At 41.0% G+C, this 17,896-nt stretch carries 15 protein-coding genes; all 15 read right to left on the reverse strand.

Annotated elements, in window-relative coordinates:
* Positions 1 to 30: 30 nt before the first annotated feature.
* On the reverse strand, positions 31 to 1,173 hold the full coding sequence (locus tag RMZ41_RS00665) for a glycosyltransferase (RefSeq protein ID WP_322643534.1): 1,143 nt from the start codon (positions 1,171 to 1,173) through the stop codon (positions 31 to 33).
* Between the two features lie 133 nt (positions 1,174 to 1,306).
* A complete protein-coding gene (locus RMZ41_RS00670) occupies positions 1,307 to 2,686 on the reverse strand; it encodes a hypothetical protein (RefSeq protein WP_322643535.1) in 1,380 nt (459 codons plus the stop codon).
* Positions 2,687 to 2,688: 2 nt separating this feature from the next.
* Positions 2,689 to 3,876: a glycosyltransferase family 4 protein gene (locus RMZ41_RS00675; protein WP_322643536.1), complete on the reverse strand. Its 1,188-nt coding sequence runs from the start codon at positions 3,874 to 3,876 to the stop codon at positions 2,689 to 2,691.
* Positions 3,873 to 4,901 (reverse strand): glycosyltransferase, encoded by a 1,029-nt coding sequence (locus tag RMZ41_RS00680; RefSeq protein ID WP_322643537.1) that lies wholly within the window; start codon positions 4,899 to 4,901, stop codon positions 3,873 to 3,875. Before RMZ41_RS00680 ends, RMZ41_RS00675 begins: the two co-directional genes overlap by 4 nt.
* Complete coding sequence (locus RMZ41_RS00685; RefSeq protein ID WP_322643538.1) at positions 4,898 to 6,073, reverse strand: glycosyltransferase family 4 protein; 1,176 nt, start codon at positions 6,071 to 6,073, stop codon at positions 4,898 to 4,900. Before RMZ41_RS00685 ends, RMZ41_RS00680 begins: the two co-directional genes overlap by 4 nt.
* Positions 6,074 to 6,099: 26 nt before the next feature.
* Positions 6,100 to 7,272 (reverse strand): glycosyltransferase, encoded by a 1,173-nt coding sequence (locus tag RMZ41_RS00690; RefSeq protein WP_322643539.1) that lies wholly within the window; start codon positions 7,270 to 7,272, stop codon positions 6,100 to 6,102.
* Between the two features lie 21 nt (positions 7,273 to 7,293).
* Entirely contained in the window at positions 7,294 to 8,280 is a 987-nt protein-coding gene (locus RMZ41_RS00695; RefSeq protein WP_322643540.1) for a hypothetical protein, read from the reverse strand.
* 30 nt (positions 8,281 to 8,310) lie between these two features.
* On the reverse strand, positions 8,311 to 9,630 hold the full coding sequence (locus RMZ41_RS00700; protein ID WP_322643541.1) for a glycosyltransferase family 4 protein: 1,320 nt from the start codon (positions 9,628 to 9,630) through the stop codon (positions 8,311 to 8,313).
* A gap of 1 nt (position 9,631) precedes the next feature.
* Positions 9,632 to 10,621: a glycosyltransferase gene (locus RMZ41_RS00705; protein ID WP_322643542.1), complete on the reverse strand. Its 990-nt coding sequence runs from the start codon at positions 10,619 to 10,621 to the stop codon at positions 9,632 to 9,634.
* A 38-nt stretch (positions 10,622 to 10,659) separates the two neighbouring features.
* Entirely contained in the window at positions 10,660 to 11,652 is a 993-nt protein-coding gene (locus RMZ41_RS00710) for a glycosyltransferase family 2 protein (RefSeq protein ID WP_322643543.1), read from the reverse strand.
* A gap of 68 nt (positions 11,653 to 11,720) precedes the next feature.
* Positions 11,721 to 12,944, reverse strand: a complete 1,224-nt coding sequence (locus RMZ41_RS00715; protein ID WP_322643544.1) for a glycosyltransferase family 4 protein — start codon at positions 12,942 to 12,944, stop codon at positions 11,721 to 11,723.
* Positions 12,945 to 12,989: 45 nt separating this feature from the next.
* Positions 12,990 to 14,714 (reverse strand): glycosyl transferase family 1, encoded by a 1,725-nt coding sequence (locus RMZ41_RS00720; protein ID WP_322643545.1) that lies wholly within the window; start codon positions 14,712 to 14,714, stop codon positions 12,990 to 12,992.
* Positions 14,698 to 15,900 (reverse strand): DegT/DnrJ/EryC1/StrS family aminotransferase, encoded by a 1,203-nt coding sequence (locus tag RMZ41_RS00725; RefSeq protein WP_322643546.1) that lies wholly within the window; start codon positions 15,898 to 15,900, stop codon positions 14,698 to 14,700. Before RMZ41_RS00725 ends, RMZ41_RS00720 begins: the two co-directional genes overlap by 17 nt.
* Positions 15,893 to 16,867 carry an NAD-dependent epimerase/dehydratase family protein gene (locus tag RMZ41_RS00730; protein ID WP_322643547.1) on the reverse strand — a complete coding sequence of 325 codons (975 nt, stop codon included), beginning with the start codon at positions 16,865 to 16,867 and terminating at the stop codon, positions 15,893 to 15,895. The genes RMZ41_RS00725 and RMZ41_RS00730 overlap by 8 nt, the downstream gene beginning before the upstream one ends.
* A 50-nt stretch (positions 16,868 to 16,917) precedes the next feature.
* On the reverse strand, positions 16,918 to 17,874 hold the full coding sequence (locus RMZ41_RS00735; protein ID WP_322643548.1) for a hypothetical protein: 957 nt from the start codon (positions 17,872 to 17,874) through the stop codon (positions 16,918 to 16,920).
* Positions 17,875 to 17,896 lie beyond the last annotated feature (22 nt).

The following is a 17,896-nucleotide window of genomic DNA, read 5'->3' on the forward strand; positions in this document are numbered from 1 at the left end:
TTAATTGTGTTTATTATGATGTTAAATAAATTAAATAGATGTAAAATATTGCTCTAAGTAATTACCAAGAGTCTTTTGAAATTGTTCAAAACCAAATTGTTTAATTACTTTTTCTCTTAATGCCTCTGGTTGATAGATTAGAGGATTAGAATAAGTTCTCTGTAGGATTTGAATTATAGTTTTGGCGATCGCTTCTATATCGTCAGGATCGACAAGTGCGCCTAATTCTCCGTGACAGAGGGCATCCTGCGCCCCATCTTGATTACCTCCAAGGGTGGGTTTACCGCAGGCGAGAGCCTCTAGGTAAACAATGCCAAATCCTTCTGCTTTACTTGGCATTGCAAATAGATCGCACAGATGGTAATGAGAGCTAAGTTCTTCATCAGAAACAAAGCCAGTTAAGGTTACGCAATCTTGGAGTTGATATTGAGAAATTAGCTGTTCAATTCGGGATTGATCGTCTCCTTTACCTACTAAAACGTAATGAATATTAGGAATAGCTTGACGAATTTGGGGTAAAGCAGCCAGAATTTTGTCATAACCTTTGTATTGCTCTGATTTGGCAAGGCGAGCAACGGTGAGAATAATTGGTTGTTCAGGTTTCAAACCATATCGCTTGAGAAGGCTATCAGGCTTGGGTGCAATCTGAAAATCATCTGCATCGAAGGTATTGGGTAGAACTACAACTTTGTCTGGATCAAGGTTTTGTTCTTTGAGGAGGCGATCGCGTGTATAGTGACTACCAGTTAAAACGCGATCGGCATGGTGTAAAGCAGTCTGTAAAGCTGGATTTTGAATGTTCCAAGCATCTATACCGTGTCCTACAGCCCAGTATGGAGTACCAGTTAGTTGTCGCAACCGATAGGCAGCAACACTAAAGTTAAGATGGCTAGAAAACACAAGGCTTGGACGGTGCAAACAACCAAGACTAATTAAGTAAGCTGCGAAAGCTGGAGTGCGTAGAGATAGCGGCCAGTTCCCAATGGCATGAAAGCATAAATTAGAAGAATTTGAAGGGACTTTAGTATCGTGCTTAATAAAAATGTCGTAGTCAAAATTGGGATAGAGACTTTGGAATGCCTGTAAACAAAAGGAGGAATAACGCTGAATTCCTCCTTTTGCGTTGAATAAATCTGGAAACCAAAGGTGGTAACGATCTCTTGATTTCTGCATAGTTATAGCTGACTGTTGAGGGTGGGGACTTCCGCGATACTTTAAATTGATGGGTAGTGCGAGCTGAAAAGCTTAATTTTAAAAGCATTCATGATTAATCACACAGACTATTAGTTGGAGGTTAGGAGTCATATTAATAAGAAGTAGTTCCTAAAGCTTTTGAACGACCTCTTTTTTGCACATAAAACTTGTTAATCAGATAAACCAAAACCACTGAACCTGCTACAGAGCCGACTATTTCTGTTAACGAACCGCCAGGATTTATCATAGCTAATCCAGGCAAAAACCAGAAAGTAAACCCTTCCCAATCACCAGAGAGTAATTTTTTTCCGGCTATGATATCTATTACTCGTAACAGAATTCCGAGAATAGCAAATCCTAAAATTACTCCTTCTGTTCCAAAGTTGATATAGAACTCTAAAATATTGCCCACCCCTACACTCGTTCCTTCAGCAAACTTCACACCTGTGTAGCGATTGACAATATCGCCACTACCTCCACTAATTGGTTTATCTGGCCAGAGAATTCGAGGTACTACTGCTACTGCTGCCTCTGCGAAAGTTTCACCATTTGCATACTCAATCGCGCCACTACTGATGTACCTGACACCTTGACCGACTTGGGGATTTTGATTTAAACGACCATCAATTAGTTCTAAATGCGCCTGCTTGGAAGGATCAAAAAACTCTAAGTTACTTGCCGTTTGTTGCAACTGCTCAATTCTTGACTCTATACCTTTGCCACCCCAAACTTGAGCGCGAATTAGATTGCGATCGCGGAAATAATTAGTGTAGAAAGATAAGCCTAGTGAGAGAAACAATACTAATAAGATTATGGATTTCCAGCGTGGGCGATAAAAAGTGAATACAAATATCAACACAGGCACCACCGCCATCACCCCAAAACTGGCAAATCCGGAGTTGATTATACTAACAAAAGGTATACAGCAGCTAATTAGCAGCCATCGCATCAAGGCGTGTTTTTCGCGCATGTACCACGCTTTCCAGCAAGCCAAACATAACCCAGTAGATAACATCACAAAACCGGAGTTAACCAAAACACTAATACTAGGAATGCGACCTAAAATCGGCCCTAGAACAAAGTAAAAGAACACTCCCAATAAAATGTAATTGTTAGGAAATTTTAGGTTAGGCTGTCTCGGCACATATAATCGCCCTGAAGGTTTGAGTATTTTCTCCACCAAGGGAGCTAGTATAATACTGCCAACTGCAAACGCGATGACACCGTAAACTGCTTGGGTAAAACCTATGGCAGTATTAGTTAAAGTGATTTTTTGACTAATTAAATAGGCGCTCTTGGGATTATACCACGGAAAAGCATAAATCATCGCTCCGAACCAGTGCAAAATAGATAGCTGGATTAAATAAATCATCGGCAGACCGACGCTAGGTAATCTCTTATTCCACTGACTGCAGATGACTAAAGCTACAACCACAACCCAAATGCATAGCCAAAAAGTTAACCACTGTCGCTGCGGATCGTCTGTAAGCATAATCACCCAAGCTTTTGCTTTAATAAACCTGTATGAATGCTAACAAAGTCAGTAGCCACCTCTGCCCAATCTCTGGGTTGAAAGTTTTCATAAACTCTCCAGACCATTTGTGCTAGTTCTTGGCGATGTTCATTACACCACTTTAATCGTTCTACAAAGCTTTCGGGGCTACGAATTGGCAGTACCCAGCCTGTTTGTCCTTCGAGGATGATGTCAGAGCCTGAACAGTTTGTGGTAGCCAAAATTGGTAAACCAGCTGCTTGAGCTTGGGCTAATACCATAGCATAGCCATCTTCAATAGTTGTAAAAATAAATATATCTGCCCAGGCGTAGAATTTGGATAATTCAAATTGGGGTTGCTTGGCAATAAACTTAATATTTTTACTGTTTTTCTCAGCTAGTGAACTAGCTTCACTGGTAACAGTCCCAACAAATTTAAATTGGTAGCTTATAGAGGCTAATTCAGCTATTTTTACAAAATCAGTTGCCCCTTTTCGATATGAAAAATTCCCCACCATTAATACATGAAGTGGTTGTTTAGCAAGAATTCGCTGACACCGTTCTTGAATAACTTCCTCAACTGGACGAAATTTATCTATTTGAGCGCCTAAAGGTAGAATTCTCAATTTATCTAGGCTAATGTTTTGCTCATTAAAAGATTGTTGAGCAAAACTTGAGAGTACTAAAATTACATCAGCAAGCTGATATTCTCGCTTCTCCCTGGCAATCATCCAGTTACTTGGCCGATCGACTGATATACCAGCTCGCTGTTCTTCTTCTGAGAGGAGTTGGAATTGGGTCAGAATATGTGCTGAACCTCTCACGAGAGTTTTTAAGACACCCTTAGCTGAAAGTACCTGAAAAATCTCTTCGGCAACTCCACTAAAAACGTGAACAATGTCATACTCAGATTTATTGAGAATTCGAGCCGCCCATTGGGAAAATGCAGAATGCAAAAAAGCTTCAAAATTAGGAGTAGCTAAAACTCCATGCAGTTTATAAATAACGCGAGTTAAAAGACCATGTAGTAAAAATGTTTGAACATTTTTTTGGGGTATGCCAAATTTTTCTGCAATTTTCTTTGGGTAATTTGTAAATAATGTCACATCATGCCCTTGGTTGATTAGCTCTCTTGCCAAATCAAAGGCATGAAAACGACCATGTACTACGATCGCGATTTTAAGTTTCATTTTTTAAACACTAGCTTTTCTGTCAAAGAAAGCATCGTTTCTAGGCGGTCTTTGTACGTGTGCTTGCCGTGAAAAATTAATGAGTGGGCATTTTGGGCGAGGCGTTGACGTTCCGTATCGTGGTTGAGCAACCAGCGTACTTTCTCCAACATTTCTGGAATTGTTTGGAAATATAAAACTGCTTCCCCTTCTTCACCAAAAATTTCTCGATGTTCTGGAGTATCTTCGGTGAGCATACAAGCTCCTATTGCTGGAACTTCAAATGTTCGCATACAGTTACCATCTCGATTTGCTTTGCGAACCAGGCAAAGGGCAATCTTTGCCGAGGCGATCGCCAGACGTAATGTCGGAACGTCAGCGATACCGCCACTATAAGCTTTAGTTTCTGGATAGCAATCCCAATAACCGCCATAGAGGTTGACATTGATTCCAGAATTAATTAAAGCAGACATATACTTTAGGCGATCGCAATCGCCTCCACCTGCAAAAACTACATCACAAGTATACTGGAGTCGTGCTTCTGGGTTGATGAACTCTTCAGGATAAAACAACTCGCGATCGAACCCAAAGGGTAAATACTCCACATTGGGACAACCAGCCTGCACGAGTTCGTTAATATTAGCCCGGCGAGGAGAAAAAATAATATCGTAATGAGGTAATGCTTTCAAAAACCAAGGGGCATAGTGAGCTGTATTCCAGGGATCGTCAGTGAGAAAGTTAATTTTCTTGATCCCCATCCTATCCAGTTGAAGTAGTGCTTTTTGATTAATCGGAGCAATACCTGTAGAAATAAGTAATTCCGGTTGGGAATTCTCACATTCCCATACTAGTTTCTGGCTAAAACCTTCTAGTTGTGATGGGTATTTTCCTCTCAGATGCCAATTAATTCGTTTCAGCCATTTAGGAGCTGCGGAAGCTGGCTCAATATCAACAAAGTTAAACTTTAAATCAAGGTATTTAGCTGCTTTTAAAAAAGCCCCTCCGATATGAGTTCCACCTAACAATCCAGCTATTAAAAGTCTCATGCTATGGTTTCTCTATATGCTCTAGCAATACCTGCTGCTGCCTTTTCTACGGAATAAGCGCTTACCTTTTGGCGACATTCTTCTCGAATCTCAGGTCTCCCAACTAGCATTCGACTTCGCTCAATTGCTTGAGTCAGACTCTCAAGGGAGCCTGTTGTAAAAATCTCTCCAGTCATACCTGGATTAATTAGGTCTGGCGCACAACCAACAGCTTGGGAGACAATTGCAGGTAATCCGTGATGTAATGCTTCATTGACGACCAAACCCCAAGTCTCAGAATATTCACTTGGCAATACCAAAAAGTCCGCAGCGTGGTAATAGGGACTCAGCTGACTCTGGTTTTGAAATCCCAGAAAATGAACTGTTCCTGCTGGTGAAATTTGGGCCAGATTTTCTAAAGATGATTTCATTTCTCCGTCGCCAAGAAAGAGAATGACAATTTGAGTGCGAACTTCTAAAGGCAATTGTTTAACTGCTTGCAGCAAAAGGTCTGGCCTTTTTCTACTGCTAAGTTTTCCCGAAAAAAGTAGTACAATCTGCTCGTCTGCAATGCCTAGACTCTGGCGAGTGACGTGACGGATCTGGGCGCGATCGCCTTCACTGCACTGAAAGAAACTAGTACTGATACAGTATGGTGAGAAAACTAGTTGCTCCTGGGAACAGCCTAAGCGTTGAAAATGAGCTTTAGAGTGCTGACCAATATAGAGTGTTTTGGCAAACTGGCGGTACATCCAATATAGGATCGAGTCCCTTAAGACTCCTTTGAATGGACTGCGTTTTTGGGCATGGTCAGTGGTTTCTCCCCGAAAAATAATTGGATACTTAGCTTTCCATGCCTCATAAAGAACTCCACGATAAAAGGGGTGATTGTATCCTGTAATCAGCAAAGCCTTTGGTTTTATTTTTGCCAAGACTGCTGTTAACCCTTGAGCCGAAACTTTTTCAAAAGTCTGCGCCCCTCCGGTTTTGACTTGAGAGAGAAATTCTGATGGATATCCCGAAAGCAGGTCAATATCCCATGCAAATTTCACCCCAAATTCTCGATCTTTGTAACCTACAATACTAAAATCAGAACCGTAAATAACAGTTACTGGAATACCAAATTGGTTGCTGAGAGTTCGGTAGACAGGAGTGCGATACTGGATCGGATGTGTATCTATAATTGCTAGCATAAATTTTTCAAGTATTTTTTATTGGTTTAATACTGACATAACCTATCACTAACCTTCATAAACTGTTGCTGATAATTCCAATCATTGAAAATACGCTGTCTACCGCGATCGCCCATTTCTTGCCTTTCCACGGGATGCTCTAGATACCATTTAAAACTAGCAGCAATACTTTCTGGATCGTCAGGATTACAAGCCAATCCGTAACCAGGTTCTACATATATTTTATTCCATTCGGGGAGATCGGAAACTAGTAATGCCAGCCCACAAGCGAGGTAGTCAAAGGGCTTATTTGATGCACCAACCATGCGTTGCTGGTTAATATCATTGGCATTTATTGGCATGAATGCCAGCCCAACATCACACTCTCGACACCATTTTAAAAGTTCATATCGGGGCATAGCAGCCACACAATTCACTCGGCTATCAATTCCCAATTCTTTAGCGATTTCTTGTAATTCTTGTGTATAACTTTGATGACCAATTGTGTCATAGCCAATGACACGCAATTTTACATTAGCAGGCAACATTGCCAGAGCTTTTAAAACAGCTATTGGTAGACGTGATGGCACAATAGAACCGTGATACAAAATTTGCAAACCATCTTCTGATGCAGATAAACGCCGAGGAATAGCATCAGTTTGTGCGGGACAATTCCATACACAAAAAAGATTATGCTTAACGCCTGTATCCGAGGAGAACTGCTCTAACCTTTGTTGATTTGGGAGAATACATATTTTAGCTCTGCTTGCTAACCATTTGCGAGTATTCAAACAAAAGCGAATAAACCAACTTTCGGCTGTAGTGTTAGGTGAATCATGTTCATGATAAACAACTTTGATATTAGGTAAAAAACTCAACAATAAAGTAACTGGACAAGATAATAAATCTGATGCATATATCCATTGAGGCTGCCAGCGTAATGTCAAAATTAACACCCAAACAAAAAATTGCAAGTAATGCAACTTTTGTCGCCAGCCTGATGAACAAAAAGGCATTAGTTGTACTGCAATCTGAGGATGGGATGGAAAACATAAAGCTGATGCCCCAAACACTTCAATTCCTAAAAATTGAATTTCCCAACCTGCCTGCGCTAGAATAGTGGAACTTTGCTCTAAGGGCGGATAGCCTCCTGGGTTAGTGTATTGTATATACAAAATACGCGATACAAAAAACTTTTTTTGCTCTCTATTTTCCAACATTTCTATAGAACCACATCAATATTAATCAAGAAAACTTGACGCTAGGCAAGGCAACCCACGAGTATAAAACAAACTTGCCCAATACCCACCGCCACAATAATGCCCAGATACAACATTCGGTGACTTAGGATCGGGGCAAATAGCGTAAGTATTTGGTAAAGGTAAGGCATTTGATCTAGTTAGTTCCATAGCCCATAGGGTCAGTTCAGCATAATAATTAGCAGTTCCATCTTCATTCCAAAAATCTTTACATTGCAGATATTGCTCTATCCTCATAAAATCCAGAGTACCTTGATAAGCTCTAAGTACGCCAGGGTTAAATCTTTCTATACAATCTTTCCCTAATAAAGTTGCCAACTCTGTTGATTGGAGGGAATATCTATAACTATTATCTACAGAGTATAAATTAGTTAGATCGGCAGGATTTTCATTAGCTTCTATGCCATCAAGCAACTCTTGAGGGCGAGAAAAAAATAATACGTCAGAATCGAGCAAAATAAAGGCTCTATTCTTGGAAAAAAAGAAGGGGTCAAATAGTTTTAGTGCAAATATAAGTTTTTCCCGGAATTGGGCACATTTTATTAATCCTGCTTGATGAAAATAATTTAGTACTACTGAATTGGCTGTTTCTCTGTCTATAACTTGACATTGGGGCAACAATTGATTTAGTAATCCTAAATCTATATTAGTTAGCGATCCATCATTGTGAACGACTATCCGACATGGTTTGTCACAAAAGTAAGCAAATGAATATAATGCCCACAAACCTTCATAGATACGTTTGTGATGTAGGAGCATATGTACTTCGATCGCCCCTTCACCTGCTGGAATTGGCTTTGCTGTCAGTATTTTTTTGAGGTAGCGGCTTTTAGCTAAATTAAGTTTGAAAGCTCCTTTCAAAGTCAGCGCTCTCAATTGATGAATTTGCAGTAATGCTTTACCTAAACCTAGTTTTTGAGCAATTTTTCTGAGTGATTTTATAGATTCATTTTCCTGAATTTTTGGCATATTTTTATAAGATTGAACAACTAAAAATTTTTATAAATACTGTGCAATTGTGGTCTGATAAATTAACAACATCTGCCTTGCTACTGTCTCCATTGTTGGCAGAGGCTTGATACCAACACTCAACCGCTTCAGCATATCTCTATCCTGGCATCGCTGTAACGCTTGACTCCAAGCGGCAATAGAAGTCGGTTCTATGAGAATACCGTTGACTTCATGTTCAACCAATTCGGCAATGCCGCCTAAGTTAGAACCAATGACAGGAACTCCAGCGGCAAAAGCTTCCAAAATCACCATTGGCCCGGTCTCTAACCATTGGGATGGCACAGCCAACAAATCATAGTCTGTCAAAGTTGACATAACTTTTTCAGCAGGCACTGGCGGTTTAAAAGTAATCCGGGGGTCTTTGGCTGCTAGAGTCTGTAATTCTTGTAGATAAGCATTATTCGCCTGGGAAATGCCATAGATGTCTAAGCAGATTGGTAACTGAGGTACTCCTCCTAAGGCTTTAATTAAAATATGGATTCCTTTTGTGGGGTCAAGCCGACCAAAGAAAGCAATGTTTAAGGTTGCTTGAAGGCACTCATGGCTAGAATTGGCTTTTTCGGGTAGGTTGTGACAAAGCCCTTGGCGGATGACGGTAATTTTTTTTGCCGGAACGTTGTTGACTAGCAGCACATCTTTGACCCAATTGCATACTGCCACAATATGGGCAACTTCAGACAGTAGAGTATGTAAAACTGTATGACGGAGACTGACTAATTCGGTCATTCGCAAAGCTGTCCAGACACCCCCCTGTAAATTCAAGTTACCTAGCCAGCGTCCTAACTGGGGTGGTAGACTACCGATCGCCTTGGCACTAGTTTGATCCAGTCCCAACCCCTGTAACGTACACTGGCTACAGGTTTTTAAATTTACCTTTCCATTACAAATCTCTGTCCCCCATTGCATCAGCGTTCCCCGCAAGCAACTTACGGTAGGAGTATGGTAGGTAAACACAACAGGGATTTGCCGTTGTTTAGCAGCTTGCACTAAGCTTAGAGAAACGCCGCTGGTAAATGCATGGAGATGCACCAAGTCTGGCTGTTCTGCTTCGAGGATGCGGCTGAATTCTAAAGCAGCTTGGCGATCGCCTTCTCCATAAATTTCCCGTAGATTTTCGACTTGATTCGATATTGCATAGCGGCGTACTCTTAGCTGATTATATAAATAGGATTGATTAACTTCCCCAGGAGCCGCAATCAAAACCTCGACTCCCTGTTGCTGCAAGTACCGAGATAACGCTTCCACGTATACCTCAGTACCGCCTACAGGGTCGGGATAAAAACAGAACGGAACTTGAATGACTTTCACGTTAGGTCGAAGTAATGGGAAGCTTCTTGGTTAAGCTGTGAACAAAGTGTTTCAGGCGACGATAGTTAAAGGCGATCGCCTCAGCTTGTTCATATCCAAACCATTTTGAAAGCTGGCGTAAAGTTCTTGGGCCTGAAGGAAGATAGTTTGGATTTAAATTGTGAATTCTAGTCAGGATTTCGTAGAACTTGGAGCGATCGTACTCAAAGAAAAATCGCGCTACTCCTCCGTAAACTTTCTCTAGTGAGACTTGACGTTCTGGAGTTATGCCACCATTAACTTTCCAGAACTCCTCTACTTGGCAAGCATTATTGAAACAATCTAAAACAAATTTAGTCGGGTTACGGCGAGATAAACTATTAGCTTTATGAACTCGATAATCAGCTTGTACACCAGGGACATAAACAAATTTACCGCCCATCAAAGCTGCATCTAAGAGAAAGCGAGCATCTTGAATGATGGGGAGCGATTCATTCCAAGCACCAATGGCTTCTACGATTCGACGATGGTAAAGTAAGGCCGCAGGCGGTGACCAGAAATCAGTAAACAAGGCAATCTCGCTGTCAGCATGAACATCTTCAATCTGCCTTGCAATGACGTTACCGAGCGAAAATTCACCTGCTTCATTCTCCTCTAATCTTTGCCAATCTGAGTAAGCAACATCAGCATTACTAACCTCTAAAGCATTCACTCTTCGTTCTAAAGCATTATTCCGTAACAAATCATCAGCGTCGAGATACTGAATAAACTTACCTTTAGCTAAAGCTGTTCCGTGGTTGCGAGCTGCGCTTGCTCCTCGGTTGGAACCGAATTCTGCTCGAACTTTAGAACCAAAGGATTTAATCACCTCTGCTGTGCCATCTGTTGAACCATCATCAACCAAAATGATTTCATAATCGGTAAAGGTTTGGGAGAAGACACTTTCAATAGTTTCTGTGAGAAAGCGTTCGGCATTATAGCAAGGAATTATAACGGAAACTAATGGTTTCACTACTCAATCTGCAATATCAGCACTAGTTAATTATGAATCTAAATTCCGGAAAAATCTGATAAAAACCAATTGTTGCAATCAGTATTTTCATTCCAGTAACTATACACAGCAATTTTAAATTGCTTTTTAGCTTTGAAAATTACAAATAATTTTAAAACTTGAAAAACAATGTCTGAAAATCTTGTCTTTAACAAGCGTTGCCAAATCTGGCTTTCGTGTTTACCTATCATTAATTGAATTATTTTTTTTTCGTATTGTTGACGACCTGTAATTTCTAATCTGTAAGTTTTTTGTTGACTGTGAATATTCATCACAGAAATAGGAGATTGTGTAAAAACACCTATTTTACTGTATAAAAGCATTTTATAAAAAAAGAAAACATCTAAAGCACATTCTAAGCTTTCGTCTAAACCACCTGTGGATTTCCAAATGTCAGCAGAGAAAAAAGTTGCTTCCTGTGGAAAATCTGGTAGTCCAATAGTGTACATTGGCCAACTTTTTTGCCAGACTAAATGTAGTTCTCTAAAAGTACCATCTTCATCTTTGAGGAGTCGTCCTCCACTAATCCAGTCAATATCTGGATTTAAAGAAAAGATTTCCCCTAATACATTTAAGGCATTTGGCATTAACGCATCATCACTATTTAACCAATTTAAAATCGAGCCTGTTACTTTTTTAAAACCTTTATTAATTGCATTGGATTGGCCTTGATCTTTTTCACTTTCCCAATATGTCAACCAAGGCTCATACTTTTTAATAATCTCAACTGAATTATCAGTACTCAGACCATCAACAACAATATATTCCAAATTAGGGTAACCCTGAAGTAACACAGAACGAATAGTTTCTTCTAGAAAATGCCCATAGTTATAATTAGGCGTAACTATACTAATTTTTGGCCATTCGGAGCCATCTGGCATTTTTGGAGGTAACGGTCGAGTGCCTTCTGTCCAAGGCCAACCAGTTTTTCCTAGTGGTGGAGGAGGAAGTTCATTTAGGGTTGGGCAACTCATTATTACTAATTCCTTCATTGAATATATATTTCTTTATGAGAGATATGGTTGTAAGCCCTAAAGGTATTCATCTGGTGACTTCTAGTTTAGGTTTGCAAAATTTGATGATATAGCTGAATATATCGTTTAGCTTGTAGTTCTAATGGATATTCTTTTAAGGCGATCGCTCGACAGTTTTGACTCATCCGATCGCGCTGTTGAGGATCTTCTAAAAGCTGGACAATGCCGTTAGATAAATCTTCAGCATCTTCTGGGTTTGCTAAGTAGCCTGTGACACCTGGGCGCACTAAATCGGAGACACCGCCGATTTTAAAGGATACCATTGGAGTGCCGCAGGCCATACTTTCTTGCAGTACTAAGGGAAGATTATCTGCACGCGTGGGAAAAATGAATAAGTCAGCAGCAGAATAGGCAATGGACTTAAGGCGATCGCTACTCACATAGCCTAGATTCAGATTGGGTATTCCTACTGACTCTGAGATTACTTCACCACCATCACCGATAGTCACAAGCAAAATATCAGCTTTCAGAGATTCTGGCAAGCTTTGTAGCGCTTTTAATAGTAAGTCACCCCCTTTACGAGAATCTGTAATATTTGCAGCGCCAAACATCAAAACTTTTTTACTTATTGGAATGCCAAGCAGCAAACGACATTGCTCACAATCAAGAGGTTGATAAGCTTCCGTATCAATCCCATAAGGGATGTGATGAATGGGAAAGTGGTTAAGCATACTTTGCTTCGCTTGCTCAGTCAGCCAACCACTAGGAGTCACAATAGTCAGATTGGAGCGGCTGTAAACCGAGTTTTTGAGTTTCCACTCCCAACGGGTACTATCTCTGCCAATCCCAGGATAAGTGTCTGGATAGGGACATTTGCCACAACCGATTTTCCAGCGATCGCAATCATAGCTATAGGCACAATGTCCGGTAAAGCTCCACACATCATGGAGTGTAAAAACCGCTGGTTTAGTTTCTGTCAGTGAGGGAATTGCCAGGTAGTTGAAGTAGCCAGTATGAAGGTTATGAAAATTAAGGACATCTGCCTCTTGATAAAAGCTCAGCTTGGGAATATCAAAACTGCCGAGCAGGTTAATATAGTTAAGTCCAAAACGCCAAGCGAAGCGATAAAGTTGATTTTCAATCCGGCGCTTAGAACTGGGGACAGGTGCGACGCGATCGCTGCTTGTTTTAACTTCTCCTACCAACAAGCGCGAATTCATTCCTTGAGCTAGCAAACCTTCATGTAGTCGGTAGCCTGCGATCGCGGCTCCTCCACCAATATCAGATTGATTGATGTGCAGAACATTCATGAAGTTTATTTAGTAGTTTCCATTACCAGTGATTACGAACTTCGCCTAATTCACAGATATTAATTTTTTTAAGCGCCAGTAAAACCAACTAGGTAATAGGAGTTGGATTCGGCCCCGACCAATGCCATATATTTTGACCGTATTGATCCATACGCGCAACTTTTGAGTAAATGTTTGAGAAAATGGATGTAGTTGAATCAACTCGTCAATATTAATTTTGTCTTTACCTGTGGCATAAGAAAAAATTTTAGGTAATAATACATCCGGCTCGCCAATGAACATTTGATCTTTCATTGTCTCAGAGGCTAAAGTTATTCGGGGAAGGGTAGTTGCCTGTAAATACATATCTTCTAAAGAACTTTGCCAGCCGCTGCCGATGTGTGTTTTGATGATGTTTTTCTGAGTCTGTTCACCAATAGATAATCTAAATTTTTCATCTTCCAGTAAGTGAGATAAGACTGCTGTGTACTCTTCCAAATTGCGCACGCGAATCAAATGTTCATCAAAACCTGGTGCATCAGGACCAGCGATTCTATATGCATCTGGGTAAGGAAAACGAGTCACCAAAGGTACACCATAACTGCCTGCTTCCAGCAGTGATGTGTTAGAAGTAATTGGGAAACTGTCAACAAATATGTCAGCAGCTTGGAAGAAAATGTCAGTATCTTCACGCTCTGGAAATCTTTTAATTCTTCCTTGAGTATCTTGAATCGCCGTAGACCAATCTTCGCTCGGATTCACCCCAATAACTACTAAAATAGCTTGCTGATATCGCTCTAGTAATGGAACATGTACATCAGCAAAGTTAATTCCATCAGTTGTTTTGTACTTGGCTGATCTAGCAATTGATAGTAGTAAAACGCTGTTTTCAGCAATGCCAAGTTTTCGCTTTGCCTCTACACGAGTTAAAGTTCTATGATGAGGATTTAAAATAATTGGAAGTAACTTGTTACGCTCTGGTGCTATCCCTCTGCGCTCTTGCGATAAACGCATACCTGAAAAACGGAGATTGGCAACTACATCACTAATACTCGCTCCTAACCACATACCATGATCGGCATGATTGACAAAAATAACAGGTGGAGATTGCTCTTTATTTGAAAATGCAATTAAGGGAATAACATCACCTGGCATTATATGCAGTACAACAATATCAGCCGATAATGCTATTTGGCGTAGTCGCTTTGCCCAGGAAATCACATCACCAATTGTTTCCGTCAGTGAGTAGATCTTACCCTGAGTCTTAAGTATCGCATCTTTGATGGTTTTGGGTACTAATACTGATGGTTGCTGCGTCAATACAAGAGAGTGTGAACGCTGGTCATCTTGCTCTATCCAGCGCCAAATCATTCTGGAATGTCCACCAATACTATGTACACTAGTGGCAACATGCAAAATATGATTGACTTTTCCACGCAGTGAGATTTTATTTCTAGAATCAGAGCCTGTTGGTATTGTTTTTTGTCCAAGGGCGAGAAAAAGTTGCTCCAGTTCTGGACTGAAAAAAAAACCACAATGTTGCAAAAATGCATATAAAGCTGCACTTTGCCCATATACAACTGCCTGATTATACTTACCACGCTGCACATAATCTCTTGTTTGATCGACAAGGCTACGAAACACCTTGAAGTTTTTTTGAATCAGGTGGCTGCCTTCTTCTTGCCAAAGGCTGAGTGTATCGTTAGCTATTTTTTCCATAAGGTAACATTTTTCTTTGATATTTCCTTTGCTATATTTTGCTACATCACTACACTCAAGCCTGGCAAGCAATTTTCAGAACTTCAACCACATTTTCCTGCTCCTGTTCAGTCATCTGATGGAAAAGTGGCAAAATAATGGCATGATCCTGTGCTTGTTCACTTTCAGAAAGGCGATCGCATTTTCCAACTTCACACTCACAAGCTTTTGGATCAACTCCACATGACCAAGTTTCCGTTTGATAAGCTCTTTCCCGATGAGCGGACATAACTCCCCGCCGCGTGGAAATACCAGCATCTAGCATTTCCTGCATGACCTGTAACTGGTCGAATTTCTCTGTTAGTCGTACACAAAAACTCTGCCAGTTACTCTTAGCCCAAGTTGGTTCAGTGGGTAATTTTAATCCGGGGACATCTACTAGCTTTTCCTGATATCGTTGTGCCAAATAACGCCTACGTTCTACAATTTCTGGCAGACGTTTGAGTTGTTCTCGCCCGATTGCTGCTTGAATATCAGTCATGCGGTAGTTGTAGCCCAACATAGGATATGTTTCAAATATGACCTGTTTTGCTTTGTGGCGTACAGTATCAGGGACACTCATCCCATGTTGCCGCCAGAGGCGAAACTGCTTGTCCCATTCGCGATTATTTGTGGTCAGCATCCCACCGTCACCAGTAGTGATTACTTTGCGGGGGTGAAAAGAAAAGCAAGCGATATCTGCATGTGGCTTGCCAATTTTCTCCCACTGTCCATCCCAGAGAATTTCACTACCGATGGCACAGGCTGCATCTTCAATTACTGGTAAATTGTGACTGTGGGCAATATCCAAAATTGCCTTCAGGTCACAAGGCATCCCCATCTGGTGGACTACTAAAATCGCGCGGGTGCGATCACTAATTACATCTTCAATTAACACCGGGTTAATATTATATGTCTGTGGTTCAATATCCACAAACACGGGGATTGCCCCACAGTAGCGGATGGTGTTGGCGGTAGCAATGTAGGAATGACTCACAGTAATCACTTCATCCTCAGGCTGTACTCCCACAGCTAACAACGCTAGGTGTAGGGCTGTTGTACAATTGGAAACAGCGCAAGCAGATTTTGCGCCTACATAAGCTGCAAAATCTTGCTCAAAAGCCAAGACTTCCGGCCCCTGCGTTACCCACCCAGAAATAATTGCCCGCCTAGCTGCCTCTGCCTCAGCTTCACCCATCCAAGGTTTAGCGATCGGTATATTTTGTTTTATTTCAGACATTACTTGTTTCCTTCGTCTGCTTTTCCGAATGCCACCAATTCGCCAACCGACGTAATCCCTCTTCTAAAGACACTTCTGCTGCAAAACCCAATAATTTCTCAGCTTTGCTTACATCTGCAAGTCGCCGTTGTACGGGGTTAACTTTGCGTTCTGAAGTATATTCTGGCTGCAAGTCTGATCCCATTACCTTAGCTAAGGTATGGGCGAGGTCATCCAAACTGCTTTCTACACCACTAGCAATATTAAATACCTCGTCTGTGACATCAGCTTTAGCAGCTAAAATATTGGCTCTGGCGATATCTTCAATGTACACAAAGTCCATAGTCTGCTTACCATCACCAAAAATCAGTGGTGGTTGACCTGCGGCGAGCCGATCCATCCACCGGATCAGTACTTCAGTATAAACACCGTAAATATCCATACGCGGACCGTAGACATTGAAGTAGCGTAGTCCTACATAGTCTAAACCGTACATCTCGTAGAAACTACGTAATAATCCTTCATTAAAGACCTTAGCTGCACCGTAAAGGGTACGGTTATTATAAGGATGGTGAGATTCCGTAGTGGGGAAATCCTCTGCCATTCCATAAATAGAAGCAGAAGAAGCGGCGACTACTTTTTTTACTTTCGCTTTGACTGCGGCCTCCAAAACATTAAACGTGCCATCAGCTAGCACTTCCAACGCCAAACGGGGTTCTTCAGCACATTGGTTAATGCGGATTGCTGCTTGGTGAAAAACATAATCTACACCTTGCATCACTTCCCCTAAAAGTTTTTGATCCCGAATATCCCCTTCAACAATCACCAGAGGACCATGTTCTTTTGCCCAGGCCAGGTTCGCAAGTCGTCCGCGGGTGAAATTATCCAAAACAATAATTTCGGCAACTCCCTCTTTAACTAGCAAATCAGCAATATGTGAGCCAACTAAACCTGCGCCACCTGTAATTAATACGCGATTATTTTGCATTTTTTTAGAAAAAATAGTCTGTTTTTCGAGTAGATTTTTACCAAGTTGTATTAGACAGAAAATGCAAACTTTTCAGTTCCAAAATCATCATTTACTAGCCCCATCTTGCCACTTTTCACGTCTACCGTAAACAGGCGAGTCTTTTTTCCACTTTTGTCCCCAGCAACCGCATACAATTGACCCGAGGCAGAGAAGTTCAAGTCTCTAACATCGTTTAATAGAGGGCGTCCTTCAAAGTTTAGTGGGTTCAGTCTTTTAATTTTGACCTTGCCCGTAACTACAGCTTTATCCTCCAAATTCATCGATATTAAAATGGGCATACCTTCTGAGCTGATCTCGGTTGCGAAAATATTTCCCTTCGGATCTTGGCAGAGGTTAGCGAATCGATTGCTAGGCGGCAATGGAGGTAGATTTAGCTCATCCCCAGAAATAATTTTCCCGTTTCTCGAATCAATGATTCTGAACGAAAAAGGCGGGATACCCTCAATTCCGACTATGCACAAAAGTAGATTTTTAGGAAGGCTTAACAAGCTTTCAATAGTCTGATTAGATGTCTTCAAATCTAGAACTTTTTTCGCTCTAAATTGAGAGGTTTTAGCACCTCCGACAGTATAAAGCAGACGGTTGAAATAACCATTTCTCTTTATAGAGACTGTAGACATTACTAGATTCCCATCTCCAAGTGCTGTCAATTTCGTAATCCGGTCAGCTTCATCGGTAAAGAAAGCCCGAAACTTTTTCGGTACAGATAATGGATTATCCACAAACTGAGCTGGCACATTAATTCTAGAAACAACCTTTCCCGTCTTCACATCAGCAGCGCTCAGTTCTATTGGTGGAGTTTGGTCTTCTCGATTTAAATCATTGGATGTCTTAAGAAGCTTGGCTTTATAAAGAACCTCCTGACTCTTTTGAGCAAGCGCTTTACTAGAGAGATCGGTAACAATAGTGGAAGTCAAACTAGCCGCAGCCAGTTGGGTAAATTCTCGGCGTTTTAATGGTGTCACGATACATACTCCTTGGGGGATG

This window comes from Nostoc sp. DedVER02 (assembly GCF_034530675.2).
In the GTDB taxonomy this organism is placed as follows: domain Bacteria; phylum Cyanobacteriota; class Cyanobacteriia; order Cyanobacteriales; family Nostocaceae; genus Nostoc.

What these genes read in the sequence shown, in the direction of transcription:
- RMZ41_RS00680 (WP_322643537.1), bottom strand. Translation starts at nt 4,901, where the DNA reads ATGAGACTTTTAATAGCTGGATTGTTAGGTGGAACTCATATCGGAGGG.
- RMZ41_RS00685 (WP_322643538.1), bottom strand. Translation starts at nt 6,073, where the DNA reads ATGCTAGCAATTATAGATACACATCCGATCCAGTATCGCACTCCTGTC.
- RMZ41_RS00715 (WP_322643544.1), bottom strand. Translation starts at nt 12,944, where the DNA reads ATGAATGTTCTGCACATCAATCAATCTGATATTGGTGGAGGAGCCGCG.
- RMZ41_RS00710 (WP_322643543.1), bottom strand. Translation starts at nt 11,652, where the DNA reads ATGAAGGAATTAGTAATAATGAGTTGCCCAACCCTAAATGAACTTCCT.
- RMZ41_RS00675 (WP_322643536.1), bottom strand. Translation starts at nt 3,876, where the DNA reads ATGAAACTTAAAATCGCGATCGTAGTACATGGTCGTTTTCATGCCTTT.
- RMZ41_RS00730 (WP_322643547.1), bottom strand. Translation starts at nt 16,867, where the DNA reads ATGCAAAATAATCGCGTATTAATTACAGGTGGCGCAGGTTTAGTTGGC.
- RMZ41_RS00665 (WP_322643534.1), bottom strand. Translation starts at nt 1,173, where the DNA reads ATGCAGAAATCAAGAGATCGTTACCACCTTTGGTTTCCAGATTTATTC.
- RMZ41_RS00670 (WP_322643535.1), bottom strand. Translation starts at nt 2,686, where the DNA reads ATGCTTACAGACGATCCGCAGCGACAGTGGTTAACTTTTTGGCTATGC.
- RMZ41_RS00690 (WP_322643539.1), bottom strand. Translation starts at nt 7,272, where the DNA reads ATGTTGGAAAATAGAGAGCAAAAAAAGTTTTTTGTATCGCGTATTTTG.
- RMZ41_RS00695 (WP_322643540.1), bottom strand. Translation starts at nt 8,280, where the DNA reads ATGCCAAAAATTCAGGAAAATGAATCTATAAAATCACTCAGAAAAATT.
- RMZ41_RS00725 (WP_322643546.1), bottom strand. Translation starts at nt 15,900, where the DNA reads ATGTCTGAAATAAAACAAAATATACCGATCGCTAAACCTTGGATGGGT.